Source organism: Aminobacter niigataensis, from assembly GCF_946995915.1.
Classification (GTDB): domain Bacteria; phylum Pseudomonadota; class Alphaproteobacteria; order Rhizobiales; family Rhizobiaceae; genus Aminobacter; species Aminobacter niigataensis.
Window position 1 is genome coordinate 2,842,497 of record NZ_OX341517.1, and the last position, 23,772, is coordinate 2,866,268.

The 23,772-nt window shown below is 63.4% G+C and carries 21 protein-coding genes; 9 read left to right on the forward strand and 12 right to left on the reverse strand.

All coding sequences use genetic code 11. The features are described from left to right. Positions 1-146: 146 nt before the first annotated feature. The 4 genes from O1Y97_RS13800 (at position 147) to O1Y97_RS13815 (ending at position 5,697) form a co-directional block, all read left to right on the forward strand. A complete protein-coding gene (locus tag O1Y97_RS13800) occupies positions 147-974 on the forward strand; it encodes a hypothetical protein (RefSeq protein ID WP_318761396.1) in 828 nt (275 codons plus the stop codon). A 194-nt stretch (positions 975-1,168) separates the two neighbouring features. Further along, the gene (locus O1Y97_RS13805) at positions 1,169-4,009 is read left to right on the forward strand and encodes a molybdopterin oxidoreductase family protein (protein WP_318761397.1); all 2,841 of its coding nucleotides are present in this window, start codon (positions 1,169-1,171) and stop codon (positions 4,007-4,009) included. Further along, a complete protein-coding gene (locus tag O1Y97_RS13810) occupies positions 4,006-4,773 on the forward strand; it encodes a 4Fe-4S dicluster domain-containing protein (protein ID WP_108607836.1) in 768 nt (255 codons plus the stop codon). Before O1Y97_RS13805 ends, O1Y97_RS13810 begins: the two co-directional genes overlap by 4 nt. A gap of 3 nt (positions 4,774-4,776) precedes the next feature. Next, positions 4,777-5,697: a dimethyl sulfoxide reductase anchor subunit family protein gene (locus O1Y97_RS13815; protein ID WP_318761398.1), complete on the forward strand. Its 921-nt coding sequence runs from the start codon at positions 4,777-4,779 to the stop codon at positions 5,695-5,697. A 14-nt stretch (positions 5,698-5,711) separates the two neighbouring features. On the opposite strand, the gene O1Y97_RS13820 is transcribed toward O1Y97_RS13815, so the two are convergent. The 6 genes from O1Y97_RS13820 to O1Y97_RS13845 form a co-directional block, all read right to left on the reverse strand. Further along, positions 5,712-6,659 (reverse strand): lipid A biosynthesis lauroyl acyltransferase, encoded by a 948-nt coding sequence (locus O1Y97_RS13820; protein ID WP_318764211.1) that lies wholly within the window; start codon positions 6,657-6,659, stop codon positions 5,712-5,714. Between the two features lie 64 nt (positions 6,660-6,723). Beyond that, on the reverse strand, positions 6,724-7,752 hold the full coding sequence (locus tag O1Y97_RS13825; RefSeq protein ID WP_318761399.1) for a zinc-binding dehydrogenase: 1,029 nt from the start codon (positions 7,750-7,752) through the stop codon (positions 6,724-6,726). 42 nt (positions 7,753-7,794) lie between these two features. Continuing rightward, positions 7,795-9,066, reverse strand: a complete 1,272-nt coding sequence (locus O1Y97_RS13830; RefSeq protein ID WP_318761400.1) for a beta-ketoacyl-ACP synthase — start codon at positions 9,064-9,066, stop codon at positions 7,795-7,797. Positions 9,067-9,084: 18 nt separating this feature from the next. Continuing rightward, positions 9,085-10,272, reverse strand: a complete 1,188-nt coding sequence (locus tag O1Y97_RS13835) for a beta-ketoacyl-ACP synthase (RefSeq protein ID WP_318761401.1) — start codon at positions 10,270-10,272, stop codon at positions 9,085-9,087. Positions 10,273-10,289: 17 nt separating this feature from the next. Then, positions 10,290-10,598: an acyl carrier protein gene (locus O1Y97_RS13840; protein ID WP_183260656.1), complete on the reverse strand. Its 309-nt coding sequence runs from the start codon at positions 10,596-10,598 to the stop codon at positions 10,290-10,292. Between the two features lie 136 nt (positions 10,599-10,734). Next, positions 10,735-11,280 carry a histidine phosphatase family protein gene (locus O1Y97_RS13845; RefSeq protein WP_108609862.1) on the reverse strand — a complete coding sequence of 182 codons (546 nt, stop codon included), beginning with the start codon at positions 11,278-11,280 and terminating at the stop codon, positions 10,735-10,737. 167 nt (positions 11,281-11,447) lie between these two features. Between O1Y97_RS13845 and O1Y97_RS13850 the strand changes: the two genes are divergently transcribed. The 4 genes from O1Y97_RS13850 (at position 11,448) to O1Y97_RS13865 (ending at position 15,930) form a co-directional block, all read left to right on the forward strand. Then, on the forward strand, positions 11,448-12,398 hold the full coding sequence (locus tag O1Y97_RS13850; RefSeq protein WP_183260658.1) for an AEC family transporter: 951 nt from the start codon (positions 11,448-11,450) through the stop codon (positions 12,396-12,398). 165 nt (positions 12,399-12,563) lie between these two features. Next, positions 12,564-14,021 carry an NAD-dependent succinate-semialdehyde dehydrogenase gene (locus O1Y97_RS13855; protein WP_183260660.1) on the forward strand — a complete coding sequence of 486 codons (1,458 nt, stop codon included), beginning with the start codon at positions 12,564-12,566 and terminating at the stop codon, positions 14,019-14,021. Between the two features lie 255 nt (positions 14,022-14,276). Further along, positions 14,277-14,717, forward strand: coding sequence for a FixH family protein (locus O1Y97_RS13860; RefSeq protein ID WP_183260662.1), 441 nt, complete (start codon positions 14,277-14,279; stop codon positions 14,715-14,717). Between the two features lie 4 nt (positions 14,718-14,721). After that, positions 14,722-15,930: a cytochrome-c peroxidase gene (locus tag O1Y97_RS13865; RefSeq protein WP_318761402.1), complete on the forward strand. Its 1,209-nt coding sequence runs from the start codon at positions 14,722-14,724 to the stop codon at positions 15,928-15,930. On the opposite strand, the gene O1Y97_RS13870 is transcribed toward O1Y97_RS13865, so the two are convergent. Beyond that, complete coding sequence (locus O1Y97_RS13870) at positions 15,931-16,383, reverse strand: Lrp/AsnC ligand binding domain-containing protein (protein ID WP_108607844.1); 453 nt, start codon at positions 16,381-16,383, stop codon at positions 15,931-15,933. It lies immediately after the preceding gene. Between the two features lie 169 nt (positions 16,384-16,552). Between O1Y97_RS13870 and putA the strand changes: the two genes are divergently transcribed. Then, positions 16,553-20,158, forward strand: coding sequence for a bifunctional proline dehydrogenase/L-glutamate gamma-semialdehyde dehydrogenase PutA (gene putA / locus O1Y97_RS13875; RefSeq protein ID WP_318761403.1), 3,606 nt, complete (start codon positions 16,553-16,555; stop codon positions 20,156-20,158). Between the two features lie 17 nt (positions 20,159-20,175). On the opposite strand, the gene O1Y97_RS13880 is transcribed toward putA, so the two are convergent. From O1Y97_RS13880 to O1Y97_RS13900, 5 genes are read right to left on the reverse strand one after another with little or no spacing between them, the layout of a single operon-like run. Next, on the reverse strand, positions 20,176-20,547 hold the full coding sequence (locus O1Y97_RS13880; RefSeq protein ID WP_183260670.1) for a bleomycin resistance protein: 372 nt from the start codon (positions 20,545-20,547) through the stop codon (positions 20,176-20,178). A gap of 2 nt (positions 20,548-20,549) precedes the next feature. Continuing rightward, the gene (locus tag O1Y97_RS13885; protein WP_318761404.1) at positions 20,550-20,864 is read right to left on the reverse strand and encodes an antibiotic biosynthesis monooxygenase family protein; all 315 of its coding nucleotides are present in this window, start codon (positions 20,862-20,864) and stop codon (positions 20,550-20,552) included. An 11-nt stretch (positions 20,865-20,875) separates the two neighbouring features. Continuing rightward, positions 20,876-21,130: a hypothetical protein gene (locus O1Y97_RS13890; RefSeq protein ID WP_183260674.1), complete on the reverse strand. Its 255-nt coding sequence runs from the start codon at positions 21,128-21,130 to the stop codon at positions 20,876-20,878. Between the two features lie 59 nt (positions 21,131-21,189). Beyond that, entirely contained in the window at positions 21,190-21,594 is a 405-nt protein-coding gene (locus O1Y97_RS13895; RefSeq protein WP_246389398.1) for a hypothetical protein, read from the reverse strand. Positions 21,595-21,640: 46 nt separating this feature from the next. Then, positions 21,641-23,695, reverse strand: coding sequence for a TonB-dependent receptor domain-containing protein (locus O1Y97_RS13900; protein ID WP_318761405.1), 2,055 nt, complete (start codon positions 23,693-23,695; stop codon positions 21,641-21,643). Positions 23,696-23,772: the final 77 nt, after the last annotated feature.

Sequence of the window (23,772 nt, forward strand, 5' to 3'; positions counted from 1 at the left end):
ATTTCAAGCAGCCTGTAGCTTATGTTGCGGATTTGCCGCACAAGAGGCCGGAAATGTGCTTTGCAAGGCGGCAAATCATACCCATTTTCTCGACTGCCTGCTAATGTGACTGCAACTCAGGCTGGAATTTCTTTCGAGGGGATTTCATGAAACGGGTTCTGGCGGCAGTTTTCCTGGCGCTTACTTCTTCAGCAGCATTCGCAGCAGACGTCGTCCAGCCGATCGTAGAGGAGCCAGTTGTCGCTGGCCCACGCGTGTCCGGACATGTCGAAGCCTATCTCGGCGGGATTTGGCTCGACGCTGACGGCGGCAACCTGGATGGTTGGGTTGCCGGCGGTGCCGCAAGATTGAATTATCCGATCGATGCGCGCTGGAACATCCAGGGCGACCTCTTTGCCGACGGGCTGTGGATCGATGAAGGCGACGCGAACAGCTATGGCGGCGCGTTGCATGCCTACTGGCGCGATCCCAGCCGCTTCGCGGTAGGCGCCTTTGCCACTATCAATGGCTATGGTGGCGATACCGGACCAACAGATCTCTATAGTTTCACGGTCGGCCCGGAAGCTCAGGTCTATTTCGACAACGTGACCCTGTATGGACAGGCTTATTATGGCCAGTTGCGCCAATCCGGCTTCTCCGAGCACGCCGACATCTGGGGCGTTCGCGGTGTGGCGCGCTACTTTGCGCAGCCAAATCTGCGGTTTGATGGCGAAATCGGCTATCGGTCGGTCGATCTTCCGGGTGCGGAAGGTGACACGGTAACACTTGCCCTGCAGGGCAACTACCGCTTTGACAACACGCCCTGGACAGTGTTTGGCCGTTACCAGTTCGATCACCTCAGCACGTCCAGTGATGTCAATATTCACAAGCTGGTTCTTGGCATCCGCGCCACATTCGGTGCCGATACGCTGCTGGACGAGGACCGCAATGGCGCGACGATGGATACGCAGCGGTCGAGCTATCTGTTCTTCTAGACCCCATTTCGCAGAGACGGGCCTGCGACGGCCGGGGAGTGGGGGCTCCCCGGCCTTTTCATTTGCAGCACGACATGAGGCGCTCGAACTAAGTTGCTATCAGTAAATAGACAAATTTTGCCGTAGAGAGCCGTTTTCAAGCATTTCCTTTCGGTGTTGGCCTCGCTAGGACTCTTGCCTAGGGAGCCCGCCGAATGAAATCAGAACCGCATGTAGCGCTTTCGGAGCCCGTCTCCGATGAGGTCCGCAAGACCACATGCTACATGTGCGCCTGCCGCTGCGGCATCGACGTCCATCTCAAGGACGGCAAGGTCCGCTACATCGAAGGCAACCGCGACCATCCGGTCAATCGCGGCGTGCTCTGCGCCAAGGGCTCGGCCGGAATCATGCAGCACTACGCGCCGGCGCGGCTGCGCGCGCCGCTGCTCAGGACCGGGCCGCGCGGCTCGGGTCAGTTCAAGGAAATCTCCTGGGACGAGGCCCTGGCTCTGGCCACCGATTGGCTGGACGGCGTCCGGCAGGACGATCCGAAGAAGCTCGCCTTCTTCACCGGGCGCGACCAGTCGCAGTCGCTGACCGGGTTCTGGGCGCAGCAGTTCGGCACGCCGAATTATGCCGCCCATGGCGGATTCTGCTCGGTCAACATGGCGGCGGCCGGCATCATGACCATTGGCGGGGCGTTTTGGGAATTCGGTGCGCCCGACTGGGACCGGACCAAGCTCTTCGTCATGTTCGGTGTCGCCGAGGACCACGATTCCAATCCGATCAAGATCGGCATCTCGAAGCTCAAGAAGCGCGGCGCGCGTTTCGTCTCGGTCAATCCGGTGCGAACCGGCTATTCCGCCGTCGCCGACAACTGGATCGGTATCCGGCCCGGCACCGATGGCCTGCTGATCCTTGCGGTGGTGCACGAACTGCTCAAGGCGCGGAAGATCGATGTCGACTACATCGTGCGTTATTCCAATGCGACCTGGCTGGTACTCGACGCGCCGGGAACCGCCGAACACGGGCTTTTCGTCCGCGACGACAACGGCAAGCCGCAGGTCTTCGAAACGGTGACCGAGCACGTCGTGCCACTGGGCACAAGGGGCGCGCGGGCGGCCTTGTCGGGCCGGGTCGAGCTACCGGATGGCCGCTTCGCCGTGCCGTCATTCCAGCTCCTCGCCGAAAAATACCTCGATCCACAATATGCGCCGGAAGCGGTCGCCAAGGAGACCGGCATTGCTGCCGATGTCATCCGCGGACTGGCGGCCGAGATCGCGCGGGTCGCTTTCGACGAGGCGATCAGCATCGACCAGCCCTGGACCGACATGAATGGCGAGCGCCACGAGGCGTTTGTCGGCCGGCCGGTGTCGTTCCATGCCATGCGCGGGCTTTCGGCCCACTCCAACGGCTTCCAGACGGCGCGCGCGCTGCACATGCTGCAGGTGCTGATCGGCGCCGTCGACTGCCCGGGCGCTTTCCGTTTCGAGCCGCCCTATCCCAAGCCGATCGAAGCGCATCCGACGCCGCACGGCAAGGCCGAGCATTTCGGCTCCAACAAGCCGCTTTCGGGCCCACATCTCGGCTTTCCCCGGGGGCCGGAAGATCTGTTGCTCGACGCCGAAGGCAAGCCGATGCGCATCGACAAGGCGTTTTCATGGGACGCGCCGATCTCGGCTCACGGGCTGATGCACATGGTGATCGCCAATGCGCATGCCGGCGATCCGTACCCGATCGACCTGATGTTCCTCTACATGGCCAACATGGCCTGGAACTCGTCGATGAACACGGCCGGCGTTATCAAGATGCTCGAGGACAAGGACCCTGAGACAGGCGAATACCGCATCCCGAAGATCATCTATTCGGATGCCTATTCCTCCGAGATGGTGGCTTACGCCGACCTCGTGCTGCCCGATACGACTTATCTCGAACGACATGACTGTATTTCGCTGCTCGATCGGCCGATTTCCGAACCGGATGCCGTGCAGGACGCCATCCGCTGGCCGGTGGTCGAGCCAGATCGCGACGTGCGCGGCTTCCAGAGCGTGCTGATCGACCTCGGCGCGCGGCTCAGGCTGCCCGGCTTCGTCGATAGCCGTGGCAAGGCGCTCTACAAGGACTACGCCGACTATATCGTGCGCCACGAGCGGCGGCCCGGCATCGGCCCGCTGGCGGGCTTCCGTGGCAGCAATGGCGACCGCACCGGGCGAGGGGCGATCAATCCGGAGCAACTCAATCGCTATATCGAGAACGGCTCGTTCTTCTCAGTGCACATCCCGCTCGAAGCCCAGTTCTTCAAGCATGCCAACAAGGCCTACCAGGATTTCGCCGTTCGCATGGGCTTCTTCGACGAGCCCAAGCCGGTGACCTTCCAGCTCTACCAGGAAACGCTGCAGAAGTTCCGGCTGTCGGCTGAGGGCTTGCGCGAGCCGGTGGCACCCGAGACCCATCGCGAGCGCATCCTCGCCGCCTTCGATCCTTTGCCGGTGTGGTACCGGCCGTTCGAGGAGGCTGCCGTCAGCCGCGAGGAATATCCCTACCACGCCATTACCCAGCGGCCAGCGGCGATGTACCATTCCTGGGGCTCGATGAACGCCTGGCTCAGGCAGATCCATACCAAGAACCCGCTCTACGTGCCGGGACCAGTCTGCGATGAGATCGGTCTCGTCGACGGCGACTGGGTCTGGGTGATCTCGCATCACGGCCGGATCAAGGTCGAGGTCGCGCGCATGGAAGCGGTCAATTCGAGCACGATCTGGACCTGGAACGCGATCGGCAAGCGCGAAGGCGCCTGGGCGCTCGACAAGGATGCACCCGAAGCCAAAAAAGGCTTCCTGATGAACCACTTGATCCACGAACTTCTACCGCCGAAGGGCGACGGTATGCGTTGGTCGAACTCCGATCCGATCACCGGCCAGGCGGCCTGGTACGACCTCAGGGTTCGGATCGAGAAGGCCGAGCGAGCCGAGGTCAGCGAACCGCATTTTGGTGCGGTAGCACCGGAGCGCGCGCAAGCGGAAGAACTCCGCTACGGCCAGGAGTGGGCAATATGACCCTGCTGCCCTCGTCGCCAACGCCCAGAAAACTCGGGCTCGTCATCGACCTCGATGTCTGTGTCGGCTGCCATGCCTGCGTCATCAGCTGCAAGGAATGGAATACTGGCGGCTATGGCGCCGCATTGTCGGATCAGGACCCCTATGGTGCTGATGTCTCTGGTACCTTCCTCAACCGCATCCACACCTTCGAGGTCCTGCCGGAGGGCGGGCAGGTGATCGGCGAGGCGGGCGAAGCGCGCATCGTGCATTTCCCAAAATCCTGCCTGCATTGCGAGGACGCGCCTTGCGTCACCGTGTGCCCGACGGGTGCCTCCTACAAGCGCGCCGAAGACGGCATCGTTCTGGTCGACGAGAGCAAATGCATCGGCTGTGGGCTGTGTGCCTGGTCCTGCGCCTATGGCGCGCGCGAAATGGACCTCGCCGCAGGGGTGATGAAGAAGTGCACGCTGTGCGTCGACCGCGTCTACAATGAGACGCTGAAAGAGATCGACCGGGTGCCGTCCTGCGTGCGCACATGCCCGGCCAATGCCCGGCATTATGGCGATCTCGGCGATCCCACTTCGGATGTCTCCCGCATGGTGGCCGAACGTGGCGGCTACGACCTGATGCCGGAACAGGGCACACGCCCGACCAACAAATATCTGCCGCCGCGTGCACGCAAGCCACTCGCCGCAAGTGCCGGTTCGGCGGTGCTCGCTGAAAACACCGACGGCGCCAAGGGCTTTTTCGCCTGGCTCGACGGCATGCTGGACCGAATCTGAAATATGCATCCCGCACCTTCCATCATCCTGTTCACCACGCTTTCCGGGCTCGGCTACGGCCTGGCGGCGGTGCTGGGTCTCGGCCTGCTCGACGCTTCAACCCTGTCGGTGAAGATCGCGCATCTGGCTGCGCTGGCGATGATTGCCGGCGGGCTGCTGTCGTCGACCCTGCATCTCGGCAATCCGCAGCGCGCCTGGCGGGCGCTGTCGCAATGGCAGTCGAGCTGGCTGTCGCGCGAAGGCGTGATGGCAATACTGACCTTCGTGCCCCTGACGATTTCCGCCTGGTTCTCGGTTGTCGAGGGGCGGTACCTTCCGGTTGCCGGTCTCATCGGCACGGCCATGTGTGGCATCACCGTCTACTGCACGGCAATGATCTATGCCTCGCTGCGCTCGATCCAGGCCTGGAACACCGGGCTTACACCGCTTTGCTACCTGTTGTTCGCCGCCGCAGGCGGCTTCCTGCTTGCAGCCGTCGCCGGGTACTCATCCGGCACGGGCGGCACGGTTTGCGCCGCAATCGCGGCTCTGTCTGTCGTGGCGGCGTGGATTGCCAAGCACCAATGGTGGACACGCTTGCAGACACTCGTGCCCCTGTCGACGCCCGAGAGTGCCACCGGGCTCGGCAATATCGGCCACGTTCGGCTGTTCGAGCGGCCGCATATCAACGACAACTACCTGACGCGTGAAATGGGCTTCAAGGTCGCCCGCAAGCACGCGCTGAAGCTGTCGAAAATGGCGATGATTGCCGGCGGCGTCGTGCCAGTGTTGCTGCTGGTGGTCGCGATGCTCTCAGGCGCGGGCGCCGGGGCCAGCGTCGCATCGGTGCTTGCCGTTGGGTTCTATGCGTTCGGCCTGGTCGTTGAACGCTGGCTTTTCTTCGCCGAGGCTCGTCACGCCGTCATGAACTATTACGGCGGGTAGCGCGTCGGAGAGGCTCAGGAATCGGCAGCCAGCTTGTCGGTCTTGTTGGCCTTCCGGCGCTTTCCCTTGGAAAGCGTCCAGCGCTTGTGGAACCACATCCACTGCCCTGGATCCTCGCGAATCCAGCGTTCGACGGTGTCGTTGAGCATCTGGGTGGTCGCCTGGACGTCGACCGCGCCGTCGGCGCGGCGCGGCAGCGTCAGCTTTTCCTCGACGGACAGGCGGTAGCGGTTGCCCGGAAGCCGGACGCAATGGGCGGGATAGACGTCGCACTCGTAGTGGCGCGCGAGCATGGCGAGTACCGGGTTGGTTTCGCATTCGCGACCAAAGAAGGTCGTCCGCAGGCCGCGGTTGAACTTCTGGTCGACAAGCACCCCAACGTTGCCGCCGCGGTCGAGGATGCCTGCCAGCGCAAATGATGCGCCGCGCTGTGAGGCCAGCAGGTCGCCCATGTTCGACGTGCGTGTCGAGAGGATGTACTCGGCGAGATAGGGATTGTTCGGAGGCCTGAACAGCGCCGTGATCTTCATGCCGAAGGTCGCGGCGGCAATCGGCAAAAGCTCGAAATTGCCGAGATGTGCGGTGAAGAGGATATGCGGCTTTTCCTCGCCGGCGATCTCGGCGAAATGCTCGTCGCCCGCCACTTCGATGCGGCCGGGCGTGCTTGCCTTGGGATCGAAATCGAAGATTTGCTCGAGGAAGATGTACTCCGCGCCGAGCCGGCCCATATTGCCCCACATGTCGAGGGCGATGGCTTCGATCTCGGCTTCGCTCTTTTCCGGGTAGGCATTGCGCAGGTTGGAGAGGGCAACCCGATGGCGGCCGAACCACGGGCCGACGGTACGTGCCGCGCGGTCGGCGAAGTTCAGCGCCTTGTCGACCGGAAAGAGACGAAGCAGCTTGAGTACCACGAGAGCCACCTGTGCGACCAGCCAGTAGTTCAGCATGCGCAGCCGCCCCATGATCCGAACGACCGTGGGGTTGGGTATCTTGCTGGCCTTCTTGCGGGGCAACTCCGGCAAACCCTCAGTCGATACGGAGGATGATCTTGCCGAACACGTCACGACCTTCCATCCGCTTCAGTGCGGTGTCGATGGAGGTGAAGTCGACCTCGGTGTCGATGATCGGCTTGACGAGGCCGGCGGCCATCTTCTGCATGGCGTCGGCCATGTTTTCCATGCGGCAGCCGAAGGAGCCAAGGATCTTCAGCTGTTGCTGGAACAGCATCATCAGGTTCATGTCGGTGGAAACGCCTGATGTCGAGCCGCAGGTAACGAGGCGGCCGCCACGCTTCAGGCTGAACATCGAGCCAGCCCAGGTGTCCTTGCCGACGTGCTCGAAGACAACGTCGACGCCCTTCTTCCTGGTCAGCTTGCGCACCACGCCTTCGAAACGGTCTTCGCGGTAGTTGATGACATGATCGGCACCGAGGGCCTTGGCCTTCTCGATCTTGTCGTTCGAGCCGACAGTGGTGATGACGGTGCAGCCCATCTTCTTGGCTAGCTGGATCGCTGCCGAGCCGATGCCCGAGCCGCCGGCGTGGATCAGGATCGTCTCGCCCGGTTCGAGCTTGGCGTTGTCGAACAGCATGTGCTCGACGGTACCAAAGGTGACCGGGGCGACTGCAGCACCAGTGGCGTCGACGCCGGGAGGGGCGGGGACGAGCAGTCGTGCCGGCAGGTTAATCTTTTCCTGGGCAAAGCCGTCGAGGTGGAAGCCGTGCACGCCCGAGACGTGCTCGCAGAGATTGTCACGACCCTCGCGGCACGGGCGGCACAGGCCGCAGGTGCGGGCACCGTAGATCGAGACCAACTGGCCGGGTGCGAGGCCGGTGACGCCGGGGCCGACCTCATCGACCTCGCCCGAGGCTTCGGCGCCGATGACCAGCGGCATCTTGCGCTTGGCAAAGGCCATGCCGCGCCAGCCCCATACGTCGATGTGGTTGAGGGCCACGGCCTTGATGCGGAGCGTGACTTCGCCGAGGCCGGGTGGCGGCGGCGGAGCGATGTCCACCTGCTCGAGCCGGCGGTCCTCGACGAGCTGCAATGCGCGCATGATGTCGCTAAATCCTTGTCTCTGGAACGTTGAGACGGTCGCTTAGACCGGTTCCCGCGCCATGACAAGGCAGGTGTTCTGGCCGCCGAAGCCGAAGGAGTTGGAAAGCACGGTGCGAACTTCGGCCTTCCGCTTCACATTCGGCACCACGTCGAGCTCGATCGAAGGATCGGGATTGTCGTAGTTGATGGTCGGTGGAATGACGCCCTCGCGCATGGTCATCAGCGAGAATGCCGCTTCGATGGCCCCTGCTGCCGACAGCGTGTGACCGATCATCGACTTGTTGGAAGAGACGGGAATCTTGCGGATGCGTTCGCCGAACACAGTCGACAGCGACAGGTGTTCCATCTTGTCGTTTTCAGGCGTCGACGTGCCATGGGCGTTGACGTAGTCGATCTCGTCTTCGCGGAGGCCTGCGTCGGCGAGGGCGGCCTTGACCGCGCCGATGGCGGGCGAACCGTCCGGCTTGGAGCGGGTACGGTGGAAGTCGTCCGACTTTTCGCCGCAGCCGCGCAGGATGCCGAGGACTTCCGCTCCGCGGGCGAGCGCGCTTTCGAGCGATTCCAGCACCAGCGCTGCGGAGCCTTCCGCCAGCACGAAGCCGTCGCGGTCCTTGGAGAATGGCTTGGAGGCTTTTGCCGGCACCTCGTTGTTGGTTGAAAGCGCCGAAAGCAGCGAAAAGCGGATCAGCGCCTCGGCGGTTGCGGAGCCGTCGGCGCCGATCGACAGAGCGCGGTCGCATTCGCCGCGGCGGATGGCCTCGACGCCGAGCTGGATCGCGGTGGCACCCGACGCGCAGGCGGTCGAGAGCGTGATCGGCAGGCCACGCGTGCCGAACAGGTCGGCAAGACGGTCGGCGATAGAGCCGAACTGCGCGGTTTCGAACATGTCGAGCGAGTTCTGGTTGCGCGCCACCTTGAGCAGGCGCTCGTAGCCGGAGCCTTCCTTGTCGCCGGCATAAAGCGCGAGGCGGTCGGCCCAGTCGAGCTCGACCGGGGGGGAGGCAAGGAACAGCGGGCCATCGAAATCCCCAGTGTCCAGCCCAGCCTCGGCCACGGCTTCCTTGGCGGCCGTCTCCGCCAGTTCATAGGTGAGGGCACTGGAACCCTTGGTGCTCGACGGCAGGAAGTCGATCATGCCCGAAATTTGGGTGTTGAGGAGAGCGACCGGGAAGCGGGTGATCGGGTGGATGCCCGACTTGCCCGATGTCAGCGCCGCCCAGTTTTCGGCCTTGCCGACGCCAAGCGAGGTGACGACACCGATGCCGGTGACGGCGACGACGGGTCTGCCGAGATGATCCTTCAGATTGGCCATGTTTTGTCCTGACACCCTTCAGCGCGGCGCGGAAACGAGCGCCATGCCTTCGAATTGGTGATAGCCGACCGCAGTTGCCAGCACTGATGCGGGCTTTCCGGCGAATGCCTTCTCGCCGGCCTCGAAGGCCGGATAGCCGGCGCCGCGGCTGACGGCGAGCGCGGCAAGCGCCACTGCGAACGGGAACTGCGCTTCCTTCATGTGCCCGGTGAGCGACGAAAGGGCGCGGGCTGCAATCGCAGGGTTGGCTTCCAATGCCGCCTTTTCGGCGGCTGTGGCGGCATGCGCGCCCGAGGCGCCAGAAATTGCCAGCAGCTCGCCGCCGGGCAGTTCAGTCCTGGAAATCAGCTCAGCAATGCCTGCTTCGAGCCCGCCATTGCGACGCCTGGTCCGACCCGAAACGACCGGGCCGAGCTGGGCGTAGATCTTCTGGCCGCGGGCTTCGGCATGTTCGCGCGCTTCCAGCACGAGGAAAGCGCCGCCAGAGCCGGTGACCACGCCCCCACCTTCCGAGCCCTGCCTTTGCCAGACGGGCTTCCAGGGCCCGCGGTGCAGATAGCGCCCGAGTTCGTAGCCGAGCAGCATGTCGGGGTGCTCGGTCTGGAACGAGCCGCCGACCAGCACATGCGTCGACTGTCCCGACCGGATGCGGGCCGCTGCGGTCTCGATGGCGGCAACGCCTGCGCCTTCTTCGCCCATGAAAGTGCGCGAAGAGCCCGTGACCTTGTGGACGATCGAGATATTGCCGGCGAGCAGATTGGAAAGCTGGGCCAGGAAAAGCGTAGGCCTGAGTTCCGTGGTCAGCTTCTCATTGAGAAGCACGTCGCGGTCGGTGCGGTTTTCGGATGCCGCCAGCACGCCGGCGTCGACCGCTTCGTCGCGCTCGCCGCCGCCGGCGGCCACAACCATGTCCATGGTCGCGGTGAGGTCTTCATTGCCCTTGATGCCGGCATCGTCGAGCGCCATGCCCGCCGTATAGGTGCCAAGCCGCTGCCAGGTTTCCATCTGCCGCTGGTCGCCGCGCTTGGCGATCTGCAGGCCCCAATCGATCTCGGGCAGGGGATGCACGATATAGGGATGAAAGCGCTCGGCGTCGGTGACCGGTGCCACGCCGGGCGCGGTCATCTTGTCCCAATGGGCATCGCCGCCTTCTCCGAGCGAGGAGACAAGGCCGATGCCTGATATGACGACGTCGCGGTTGACCATGGGTGGCTTCAGCGTGCTCAGGCGTTCTTGGCGGCGACGAGTGCGTCGATCTTGGCGCAGAGGTTCTTCATGACGAAGTACTCGTCGGTCGAAGCCTTGCCGTCGTTGACTTCCTGCGTCCACTTCTCGAGCGGCACCTTGATGCCGAATTCCTTGTCGATGGCAAAGACGATGTCGAGGAAGTCGAGGCTGTCGATGCCCAGATCGTCAATGGTGTGGCTCTCGGGCGTGATGGTGTCGATGTCGATCTCGCTGGTTTCGGCAATGATCTTGGCGACTTTCTCGAATGTCGTGGACACGTTTTTTCCTTTGATGAGGGCGGTCATGAATCCGGGACAGATTCTGCGCGCATAGTTTTGAGGGGCTGTCTAATCGGTTTTTCCGGGCAGGAAAAGGCCCAATCCTGCGGCTTGGTTGACGCAACCGGCTGGGTAGGTCGGGGCAAGCAAGGGTGGCGCGCCACTAAAAGACGATGCGGCCGAGCACATGCAGCCTTTCTCCTTGCAGGCCGACGATCAGCGCTTCGCCCTCGCGCGCCGCCGCTCCGGTCAGTGCCTGGATGTTCTCCAGGTGGGTCACGAGCACGAGATTGTCCGAGCCGGAATAGTTGCGGATTATCTCCAGGATTGCGGCGACATCGACCTCCGCGGTTGCCTCGGTGGGTTTGTCGAGCGCGGCCAGCGGTTCAACCACCTGGTCATTAAAGGCGAGGCGGGCGGTTTCCAGCGTCCGGCAGAATCGGCTGGCCAGAACCTTTTCGACAGGGGCAGCGCGGGCGGCGAACAATGCGCCGATCTTGCGCGCCTGCTGGCGACCGCGGTCGGACAGATTGAGCTGGGTCGCACATTTTTCGATGTCGAAGTTTGGCGGTTCGACAGTGCCGGTGGTCATCGCATTGCGCAGCAGCACGACATGGCCGCCGTTGCGCAGCAATGCCCAGCCGGCTTCGGTGGCGTGGGCAGGCAGCGCGCCGAACAAAAACATGACCGCAATGGCAATTCTAAGCATGAATGATCCCGAACAGGCGACGCGGATATAGGGATGCCAAAGCCGAATGAAAGGCAAGGCGATGCCAAATGCTGGTGAGAGCTTCATCTCGCCGCATGGGAGCTTGATCGGAGCCGGTCAGGGAGCAATGCTTTGACAAGCCGATTCCCGAATTCGCCAGAGTGCCGATGTCACCGCTTGCTGAAACAGTACTCTTCGTCTTCGGCCTCGTGGCCTTGGGATATATCTCAGGCGTGACCGGCTACCTGCGAACTGAAACCGGCGATGCGCTTTCCGAATTCGCCATCGGCGTGGCTCTGCCGCTTTTGCTGTTCCGCACCATGATCGGTGCGAACTTCCATGGCTCGGCGCCGTGGGCGCTGTGGGCGACCTATTTCATTGCCGTTGCGGTGGCCTGGACCGCCGGCCATCTGGCGACAACCCGTTTGTTCGGCCGCGACGGACAGGCGGGCGTGGTCGGCGGCGTCTCATCGGCCTTTTCCAACCTGGTGTTGCTCGGCATTCCGTTCATGCTTGGCGTTTTCGGCCAGCAAGGGTTCGAGATCCTTTCGCTGATCGTCTCGGTGCATTTGCCGACCATGATGATGGCCTCGATCATTCTTTTCGAGATGTTCGGTCCCAGGCGCAACGAGCCGGTGCATCCGCTCGCCATCGTCCGCGATTTCCTGCGCAAGATGTTCACCAACCCGTTGATCATCGGCATTCTGGCCGGCCTTGCCTGGCGTGCGACTGGCTTCCCGCTGCCCTCGCTCGCGATCCGCTTCGTCGATGCACTGGCCAATATCGCAGGGCCGGTCGCGCTGTTTGCGATGGGGCTCGGGCTCAGGAAGTTCGGCATTTCCGGCAACATCAAGCCGGCGCTGGCATTGTCGGTGCTCAAATTGATGCTGATGCCGGCGGTTGCGCTCGCCTTTGCATGGCTGTTCGGGCTGCCGCCATTGTCGGCCAAGGTGGCGGTCGCGGCGGCGAGCCTGCCCTCGGGCGTCAATTCCTATCTCATCGCCACGCAGTTCGGCACCGGCCAGGCACTCGCATCCAACCAGATGACCATCGCGACCGCCTGCGCCGTGGTGACGACCGCTTTCTGGCTGACGATTGCAACGATGGTGTTCGGCTGAGGGCGGGACATTCGATTGAGGCTGGACCAGCATGTCCATGCCATAATGTGGTTGATCGCCTGGCTTTCGGCGCGCTACTAATTTTCGCACAAGCGCGCCGGGCATTGGCCGATCCGAAGGCGGACGCTTCCCGCGTCCCACCGGCGCCATATCAGGAGGTGAGCCATGCTCCAGAAAGCCAGTCAGTTCATGCGGCAGGCCAATCTCATCAATGGCGAATGGGTGCAGGCCGATTCCGGCAAGACCATTGACGTCATCAACCCGGCAACGGGGCTGAAGATCGGCACCGTGCCGAGATCCGGGGCTGCGGAAACCCGTCGCGCCATCGAGGCGGCCAACGAAGCCTTCAAAACCTATCGCAAGACCTCGGCGCTCGAGCGCTCGAAGCTGCTGCGCAAGCTGCACGACGCCATCATGGACAATCAGGATTCGCTCGCCGAACTGCTGACCATCGAGCAGGGCAAATCGCTGACCGAATCCCGCGGCGAGGTTGGCTCGTCGGCGGCCTATGTGCTGTGGTTCGCGGAGGAGGCGCGCCGGACCTATGGCGACGTGGTGCCGTCGCCCTGGGCCGACCGGCGCATCCTCGTCACCAAGGAGCCGGTGGGCGTCATCGCGGCGATCACGCCGTGGAACTTCCCGTCGTCGATGCTGTCGCGCAAGCTCGGACCGGCGCTTGCCGCCGGTTGCACGGCAGTCGTCAAGCCGGCGTCGCAGACGCCCTATTCGGGTCTTGCCTGGGGCGCGCTGTGCGAGGAGGTCGGCTTTCCCAAGGGCGTGGTCAACGTTCTGACCGGCTCGGCTGGCGAGATAGGCGACGAGATATGCGCCAATCCGCTGGTCAAGAAGATCACCTTCACCGGCTCGACCGAGGTCGGCAAGTTGCTGATCGAAAAGTCGGCCGCGACGGTCAAGAAGGTGTCGATGGAACTCGGCGGCAATGCGCCGTTCCTCGTCTTCGACGACGCCGACCTCGACCGTGCGGTCGAGGGCTCAATCACGGCAAAATACCGTAATTCGGGCCAGACCTGCGTCTGCACCAACCGCTTCTTCGTGCAGGCCGGCATCTATGACAAGTTCGTCGAGAAGTTCGCAGCGGCTTCCAGCAAGCTGAAGGTCGGCTCGGGCCTCGACGAAGGCGTGCAGCAGGGCCCGCTGATCGACGTAAAGGCGGTCGAAAAGGTCGAGGAATTCATCTCCGACGCCACCGCCAAGGGCGGCAAGGTGGTTGCCGGCGGCAAGCGACATGCGCTCGGTGGCTCGTTCTTCGAGCCGACGGTGATTGCCAATGCGACGACCGAGATGAAGTTCATGAAGGAGGAGATTTTCGGCCCCGTGGCGCCCGTCTTCCGCTTCGAGACCGAGGAGGAGGCCATCGAACTCGCCAACAACACAGAGTTCGGCCTGGCAAGCTACTTCTATACCGGCAATCTCGGCCGCGCCTTCAGGGTGATGGAAGGGCTGAAATACGGCATGGTCGGCGTCAACGAGGGCCTGATCACCACGCCCGAGGCGCCGTTCGGCGGCGTCAAGGAATCGGGCCTGGGCCGCGAAGGTGGACATCAGGGCATCGAGGACTATCTCGATACCAAATATGTCTGCATCGGCGGCCTCGGGCTTTAAGGCTTGATCCAGCTTCATCGAAAACGCGCGGCATGTCCGCGCGTTTTCTTTGCCAAGATTTCTGAGGAATTGAGTCGGGAAAGACAAACAAGCCATTGTTTCAGTTGCGTTTTGTTGGGTGTAGGCCGCAGCTGTCTCTCCGTCGCTTCCTGAATGGTATTCCGCCCGCGACTGCGCCATGTTGCGGCCTGTGAATCGGCGGCCTGGGACGGATCGGCTGACCGCAATCGTTGACAGCAAAGGTGCGGAGGGCAGATGGGTTCGACAGGGCGCATGGTAGTCGGGGCATTCGGCCTTGTGGCGCTGGCCGTTGGGTTTCTGGCGGTCGTCTTCCTGACCGCGCCGGCGGCACCGGGGCCGGACCTTGCACGGGCGAAGACCTCCGTTAAGGGGCTCTATTCGGTCGCGATCGCCCCGGAAACCAGTGAACCGAGGCAGGGCGACCTGCATTCATGGATCGTAACGGTGACGACGCGGCAGGGCACTCCGGTCGACAATGCCAGCTTCACCATCGGCGGCGGCATGCCCGAACATGCCCATGGCCTGCCGACCAGCCCCGAGGCGACAGCCTATCTCGGCGATGGCCGCTACCGCATCGAGGGCATGAAGTTTTCTATGACCGGCTGGTGGCAGCTGAAGTTCGGCATCACGGCGCCAGTTGGGGCCGACGAAGCCACGTTCAACCTTGTGCTGTGAGGCGATGAAGGGCCGGCTGCTCACCAAACTCATTGCGGCAGCAGCGCTTGCTGCTGCGATGGCGGGCTGCAGCGATGCCGATTTCACCGACGCGGAAAAGCGCACGATAGCGTCGATGGCGCTTTCGGCTTTGGCGCCTCTGCCCGCGGACCCCACCAACCGTTTTGCCGACAATCCCGGAGCCGCGGCCCTTGGCGCCACGCTGTTCTTCGACACCGGGATGAGCCGCGACGGCAATGTGGCCTGCGGCACCTGCCACAAGATCAACCGCCAGTTCCAGGACGATCTGCCGCGCGGCATCGGCGTGGCGCAGACCAATCGGCGCACGATGCCGCTGGCGGGCGTGGCGCGCGATCCATTCTTCTTCTGGGACGGCCGCCGCGACAGCCTGTGGTCGCAGGCGTTGGTGCCGCTCGAGAATCCGTTGGAGCACGCCGGTACACGCACCTCTTATGCGCATTACATCAAGCGTCGCTTTGGCGAGCGTTACGAGCGGATCTTTCGGCCTTTGCCTGACCTCGACGGGCTGCCCACAAGCGCCGGGCCGTTCGGCACGCCGGCGGAGCAGGCGGCGTGGAGGGCGATGACGGTTCAGCAGCGCGATGGCGTCGATCTTGTCTTCGCCGACATCGGCAAAGCGATGGCGGCATTCGAACGCTCGCTGGTCCATGCGCCGACGCGCTTCGACCGGTTCGCCGATGCTCTTGCCAAGGGCACCGCACCGGCAGGCGATGCAGTGCTCTCCGAGGAAGAGGAGGCCGGCCTGCGACTGTTCATCGGCAAGGCCAATTGCTCGACATGCCACACCGGGCCGCGTTTCACCGACAACCACTTCCACAATACGGGCGTTCCTCCCGTCGCGGGCCTGCCCGTCGACCGGGGCCGCATCGCGGTCGTCGACGAGGTGCGGGCCGATCCCTTCAATTGCCTTGGAAAATTCCGCGACGGCGGCGAGGAGGCGTGCGGCGAACTGCGCTTCATGCAGAAGAGCTCGCCGGAACTGGTCCGAGCCTACAAGACGCCTTCGCTGCGCGGCGTGGCGGATCGGCCGCCCTACATGCATGCCGGCCAGTTCGCTACGCTCGAGCAGGTGGTCGACCACTACGTTAGGGCTCAAGCGAGCGTGGAAGGCGAGACGGAAATCCACCCGCTCCAGCTCTCCGACCGTGAGCGCGCCGCCTTGGTGGCGTTTCTCAAGACACTGTCGGACTGATCAGCGGTCCTTGACCGTTTCCATCGCCACAAACGTCGACGTCTGGGCAACATGGGGCAGGGCGGAGATGCGTTCGCCGAGCACGCGCCGGTAGGCGGCGATGTCTTTGGTGCGCACCTTGAGCAGGTAGTCGAAGCTTGCCGCCATCATGTGGCACTGCTCGATTTCGCGCACGGCGTGCACCGCGCGGTTGAAATCGTCGAGCGCGGCCGAACGCGTATCCGACAACTTGACCTGGACGAAGGCAACGTGGCCTTCGCCCATGCGCTCGCTGTCGATCACCGCCTGATAGCCCTTGATGTAGCCATCTTTCTCCAGCCGCTTGACCCTTGCCTGCACCGGGGTCTTGGAAAGTCCGACTTTTGTGGCAAGCTCTGCCATCGACAGGCGGCCGTCGCGCGATAGTGCGAACATGATGTTGCGGTCGATGCGGTCCAAATGGTCTTCAGTCATCGAAATGGCAGCTTTGATGAATGGTAGGCTGGCAAATTCGTAGACGATTTGAGCTGCAAAGTCGAATTGTTTGGACCGGCTATATCTTGGGTGTTGTGCTAGTTTTCGACAAAAGGCTCGGCAGCGAGTTTCCCGCCGGGCATAGCCTCAACCGCTCGACAGGAACACCATGCTCGCGCTCGACGCCATCCGCCAGGAAATCCGCGCCAACTATCTCCCCGACGAAGCCGAGGCGCTGAAAAGACTTTCGGCAACCGCCAATCTTTCGGTGCAAGACCGCAAGGCGATTTCCGCCCGCGCCGCCGACCTCGTGCGCGCAGTACGCGGCTCGACCGACCCGCGGCTGATGGAGGTTTTCCTCTCCGCCTACGGCCTTTCGACCAAGGAAGGCGTGGCGCTAATGTGCCTGGCCGAAGCGCTGTTGCGCGTGCCCGATACCGAAACCATGGACGACCTGATCAAGGACAAGATCGCGCCGCACGACTGGTCGTCGCATTCGGGTGGTTCGAGCTCGATCTTCGTCAACGCGTCGACCTGGGCGCTGATGCTCACCGGCCGCGTGCTCGACGAAGGCGAGGGCTCGATCGAGCGCACGTTGCGTTCGATGGTCCGCCGCCTCGGCGAGCCGGTCATCCGCACGGCGGTCGCGGCGGCAATGCGCGAAATGGGCGAGCAGTTCGTGCTGGGCCGCACCATCACCGAGGCGGTCAAGCGTGGCCGCTCGATGATCCAGAAGGGCTATCTCTATTCGTTCGACATGCTGGGCGAGGCCGCCCGTACCGAAGCCGACGCGCTGCGCTATCATCGCGCCTATGCCGAAGCGATCTCGTCGCTCGACAACGGCACCAACGGCCCCGACATCCGCTACAACCACGGCATCTCGATCAAGCTTTCGGCGCTGCACCCGCGCTACGAGGTCTCGCACCGGGACGAGATGCTGCCGGTGATGGCCGATCGGCTTTTGTCGCTGTGCCTTGCCGCCAAGCATGCCCGCATGGGCCTCAACATCGACGCCGAGGAGGCCGATCGCCTGGATCTGTCGCTCGACGTGATCGAACGCGTCCTGGCCGATCCGCAACTCGAAGGCTGGAACGGCTTCGGCGTCGTGGTGCAGGCCTATGGCCCGCGCACGGCCTTCGCCATCGACTGGCTCTACGCGCTTGCCAACAAGCTCGACCGCAACATCATGGTGCGCCTGGTCAAGGGCGCCTATTGGGACACCGAGATCAAGCGGGCCCAGGCGCTCGGCCTGCCGGGCTATCCCGTGTTCACGCGCAAGGCCAACACCGACGTCTCCTACATGGCCTGCGCCCGCAAGCTGCTGTCGATGACGGACCGCATCTATCCGCAGTTCGCCACACACAATGCGCATACGGTGGCCGCCATCCTGTCGATGGCTAACGACCGCACGTCTTTCGAATTCCAGCGCCTGCACGGCATGGGCGAGGCGCTGCACGAGACTGTTCGCAAGGCCGAGGGCACGCGCTGCCGCATCTACGCGCCGGTTGGCGCACACTCCGACCTGCTCGCCTATCTCGTCCGCCGCCTGCTCGAAAACGGGGCCAATTCGTCCTTCGTGCATCAGCTGACCGACGAGGACGTGGCGCCGGAGGACATCGCCCGCGATCCGCTCGACACCGTCGAGATGCAAGGGCCGGCCTCCAACCCGTCGATCCCGGTTCCTGCCGCGATCTTCGGCGCCGGCCGCAAGAACGCCAAGGGCTGGGACATCACCGACACGGTCACCCTGGCCGCGCTCGACAAGGCCAAGGACAGCTTCAAGGGCCCCGACAGGTGGACGGCGAAACCGGTTACCCGTGCCGCCGGCTATGGCGCGTCGCGCAAGGTCATCAACCCAGCCAAGCCGGGCGACATCGTCGGCACCGTGACCGAGGCCGCGGCCAAGCAGGTGCCTACGGCCGTGCGCTTCGCCATCGAGGCGCAGCCAGCCTGGGCCAAGAAGCCGGTGGCCGAACGCGCCGCGATCCTGCGCCGTGCCGCTGATCTCTACGAGGCGAATGCCGCCGAGTTCTTTGCACTTGCTACTCGCGAGGCCGGCAAGTCGCTGGCTGACGGCGTGGCCGAGGTGCGCGAGGCTGTCGACTTCCTGCGCTACTACGCCGCCGAAGGTGAGAAAGCCGAGGCCGGCACCGAGGCGCGCGGCGCCATCGTCTGCATTTCACCGTGGAATTTCCCGCTCGCCATCTTCACTGGCCAGATCGCTGCAGCTCTGGTGACGGGCAACAGCGTCATCGCCAAGCCGGCGGAGCAGACGCCGCTGATCGCCGCGCGTGCGGTCGCACTGATGCGCGAAGCTGGCGTGCCGGAAGACGTGATCCAGCTTTTGCCCGGCGACGGCCCCAATGTCGGCGCGCCGCTGACCGCCGATCCGCGCATTGCGGGTGTCTGCTTCACCGGCTCGACCGAGGTTGCCAAGCTGATCGAGAAGCAGTTGGCCGAGACCGCGGCCCCCTATGCGATGCTGATCGCCGAGACCGGCGGCCTCAACGCGATGATCGTCGATTCCACCGCATTGCCCGAGCAGGCGATCCGCGACGTGCTGGCCTCGTCGTTCCAGAGTGCCGGCCAGCGCTGCTCGGCGCTGCGCGTGCTCTATGTCCAGACTGACGTCGAAAAGAAGATGGTCGAGATGCTGAAGGGCGCGATGGATGCGCTGACCGTCGGCGATCCATGGCAGCTGTCGACCGATGTCGGTCCCGTCATCGACGAGGAAGCGCAGACATCGATCCGCGATTACTGCGCGAAGATGGAAGCCAAGGGCAAGCTCATCGCCAAGCTGGATGCGCCTGCCGACGGCCGTTTCGTCGCGCCGCATGTCTTCCGCGTGAAGGGCATCGAGGAAATGGAGCGCGAGGTGTTCGGCCCGGTGCTGCATGTCGCGACCTTCGAGGCCGATGAACTCGACAGCGTCATCTCGGCGATCAACCGCAAGGGTTACGGCCTGACCTTCGGCCTGCACACGCGTATCGAGGGCCGCGTCCAGCACATGGTCGACCGCATCCACGCCGGCAACATCTACGTCAACCGAAACCAGATCGGCGCCGTCGTCGGCTCGCAGCCCTTTGGCGGCGAGGGGCTATCGGGCACCGGCCCCAAGGCGGGCGGGCCGCACTATCTCAGGCGCTTCCGCAAAACGCCGGAAGCAGGCACTGCACTGCCCGAAGGCCACAAGGTCACGGCGACGGAACTGGTCGACAACCTCGTCGACGCCGGTGAATGGGCAACGCGGCCGGACCGCATCGCCATCCTGCGCAAGCATCTGCGCGGCAAGGGCGCGGCTGCGATTGCCGCCGCGGCGAGCATCGACTTCGGCCAGGTCGACCTGCCCGGACCGACGGGCGAGGCGAATACCTTGTCGCTCAACCCGCGCGGCCGCGTTCTCTGCCTCGGGCCTGACGCCGATACGCTTCTGGCCCAGGCGACCCAGGCGCTTGCTGCCGGCAATGCGGTTCTGGCGGTTGCTCCCGGCGCGCCGGCGGCGCTCCAGCCGCTGCTCGGCAAGGGCTTGCCGATCGCGGCGATCGATGGCCGGCCCGATCCGGTCGAGACCCGTGCGCTGGCTGTCGATCTCGTCGCCTATTCGGGTACGGAAGAGAGCATGCGCATCGTCCGCAAGGTGATCGCGGAGCGCAAGGGGCCGATCGTGCCGCTGGTGAGCGAGGTGATCTACCCCGCCGCCTATGCCCATGAACGCGCCGTTTGCGTCGACACCACGGCGGCAGGCGGCAATGCCAGCCTGCTGGCGTCCGCCTGAAACGAAAAGGGGCAGGCCTAGGCCTGCCCCTCGATCTCTTCCGGCGCGCAGCCGAAACGCAAAAGATTGCCGTGCGGATCGTGGATGTGGAATTCCTTCATGTTCCACGGCCGAACGGCAAAATCGCTGAGCTTCTGGATCCCGCGGGCCAGGAATTCCGCGTGGAGCGCCGGCACTTCGCCGCCCCTTATGTAGCAGGACGACACCTCCGGCAGCTTGCGGTCGTCCGATCTCCAGAAATGGATCTCGATCTCGCCGCGACGGACGATCAGGTAGTCGTTCATTTCAGGCCCGACGATCTCGAAACCGAGCCTGTCGCGATAGAAGTCGCGGCTCTCGCCGATGTCGGGCGAGGGCATGACAGGAATGCTGCGGGCGAGGTCGGTCATGTTCAGGCGCCTTCGACGACCGAAAAACCTTCGAACTGCGGGTGGCCGACATAGGACGCCCTGGAGGAACCGGCGTTCCTGTGGGCGGCGCGGAAGTTTTCCGACTTGGTCCAGGCGACGAAGTCGTCCTGGCTGGCCCATACCGTATGCGAAGCGTAGAGCGTGTAGCCCTCAGCCTCGTTGACCGGACCGCGCAGCAGATGGAATTCGCGGAAACCCTTCATCTCGCTGAGCGAAGAATCGCGGTTCTTCCAGACGTCCTCGAAGGCCGTCTCGGAGCCGTTCTGCACCTTGAAGCGGTTCATTGCGATGTACATGGCATTTCCTTTCAACGGGTCTTTCGTTGCGTTTGTAACTTGTATTGAACGCTGCGTAGCGACACGACATTGGGAGCGGACCTTTCCGCGGCCACAGCCGGGTTTGGCCCGGACTGACTTCTCGACTGATCGCGATAGTCTGCCAGTTCGGTGACGTTGGCGCTTGCCCTGATGCTCGCCAGCCGTTCGAAAAGCTCGCGCATTTCCGGCAGCAGGCCGTCGCCCGGGCGTTTCACCATCTGATCGAATTTGTTCAGTCCGAGCATGCGCCTGTGCCTTTCGATGCGTCTTGCGCCAGATGACGGGAGTTTCGGCAAGGCTGTCCTCAGATTCCGAAGGCGATGCCGGATTTGGATTCGGTGCGCAGTGACTTGAGGCAGGCCGCGCTGGCAATGCCGGGACCGGTGCAATCGGTCGCCTGGTTGATCAGTACGCGGCTGACCTTGGCGCAGTCGGTGCCCGACAGGTCGAAGCGCGTGACCTTGGTCTTGCCGGCCGGCAGTTCCTTGAAGTCGAGCACGGTCAAACGGTCGACCACGCCTGAATCGTTGAACAGCGCGATCTCGAACGCCGCCTTGGACAATTCGGCGCCGAGGTTGTTGGTCACCACGAAGGTAAAGCGGCAGCCCTTGTCGGAGGGCTGCGCCGCGTTGAGTTCGAGCACCAGGGCAGGGGCCGGCGGAGCGCTTTGCGCGCCCGCCGAGCCCGCTGCCGCGAGCAGAACAACCATAGCCGCGGTCAGAGGACGGCCGTTCCTTGCTCGTCTGGTCATAGCCTCACCAATCCAGCTGCTTGGCGAGCGTGAGCTTGAAGGTGCGGCCCTTGCCGGCCGTGCCCGAGAGGAACTCGCGGTACTGTTCGTTGAAGATGTTGTCGACGCGGAAGTTGGTCTCGAAGCCCTTCAGCACTCCATCCTGCGGCTTCCAGGTCAGGAAGATGTCGTGCGTGGAAAAGGATGGCGTGGGCAGCCGCATGTTGGGCAGTTCGCTGACCCGATCCTGCCCGGCCACGAAGCGGCTCGTCCAGCCGAAGGACAGATCGCGATCAGGCATGCGACCGCCGACTGTGAAGGCAAATTCGTGCGGCGCCACGGTGTTCAGCGCCGTGTCGTTGAGCAGGTCTTCGCCGATCACATAGGAGTAGGCGGCATTGCCGAACACATAGTCCGAATCGTAGCCCAGCTCGACCTCGGCGCCGTAGATGCGGGCATGGCCGATGTTGGTGAAGCGCGGATTGGCAAGACGGCCGTTGTCGGTGATCAGGTCGGTGATGTCATTGTAGAAGCCCGTGGTCTTCAACTGCAGGGCATCGCCCTGCTGGGCCAGGTCGTAGAGCGAGACAGCGACGCCCGCTTCATAGTTGTTCGACAGCTCCTTCTTGAGGTCGGGTCTTCCGATCTGCGCCGTATCGAAAACTTCGTCGATGGTCGGCACGCGTTCCGTGTGGGCGATCGAACCGAACACCGCGAACGTGTCGTTGAGCTTGTAGTGCGCTGCGATCTTGGGCGAGAAGGCCGTGTGATCCTTGGCCGTGGCACCTGCGATGTCGGTTGGCTCTAGCCTTTGCCAGTCAAGGCGCGCACCAGCGATGAGCGTCAGGCGCTCGTCCCAGATGAACTCGTTTTGCACGAAGGCGCCTGTACCGGTGCGCTCGCCCTGTGGGTGCGTGCCGGACAGCGACTTCAGCGTGGTGCGCTCCTGGTAGTTGCTCTGCGAGCCGACCGTCAGGTGGTTGACGAAATTGTCGCCTTCATAGTCGAAGGTGTTCTGGATGTTGAACTGATAGGTCTTGTAGCCGAACGTGCGATTGAGCGAGGCCAGGGTCGCATCCGACTGGTCGTTGACCGTGTCGGAGAAGGAGGCCTGTACCTTGAGGTCGAGCCAGGGATTGTCCGAGGCCGGGTTCTCATAGGAGATGATCGCCGTCTTGTCGGTGACCTTGCGGTCGACAGTGCCGAAGCCGGGCGGAACGTCGATGCCCGTCTGGTTGTAGTACTGGTCGTCCTCGTCGGTCTGCCAATGCATGTAGGAGGCGCGCAGCGCCTGCTCGTTGTTATCGCCGAAGCGGTAGGTTCCCTTGAGCAGGCCTGACGGCGCGCCGATCTCCGAACCGGGGATTTCGGTGCCATCGCCTGAGGTATACGCATTGGCGTAGCGGTAGTTGCCCGCAGCCAGGACCTCGAAATTGTCGTTCAGCCGGGTCGCCAGGATGGCCGAGCCCAAGGCGCCTTCCGAATTCGAATCGAATGCGGTCTTCAGCCGCAGTGCGCCCTTCTGGCCGTCGGCCAGGAAGTCGGATGCATCCTTGGTGGTGAAGTTGATCACGCCACCCAGCGCGCCGGAGCCATAGAGCGTCGATGACGCCGGCCCGCGCAGCACTTCGACGCGCTTGTAGAGTTCCGTGTCGGTGAACAGGCCGCCCATGCGGTACTGCTCGTAGAACTTGGTCGCGCCATCGACATTGACGATGATGCGGCCTTCTTCGCCACCGCTTTCGGGGCCACCGATGCCGCGGATGTTGAAGGTCTGGCCAAGCGTACGGTCCGAGCCGGACACGTTGACGCCGGGTATGGTCTTGACCAGTTCGCCGATGGTTTCGGCCTGCTTCTGGTCGATGTCTTCCTGGTTGATGACGGAAACCGACTGGGGCGTGTCGATTGCCACCTTTTCAGCGCCCGCACCAAAGATCAGCCGCTGCAATATCGTTACGCGGCCTTTCTTATCCTGTTCATTCGTTTGCGCTTCCTGCGCATTGGCGGCGTGCAGTCCCACCAGCAACGCCATCGCCGCTCCGCCCAAAAGAGCAGCCTTGTTCCGAGCAACCAGCCCCATGTCCCAACTCCAAAAATGTCCCGTGCTGGCTCGCGTCGCGCTCGCTTGCATTTTTCGCCTGCCCGGTGCGTCTTAAA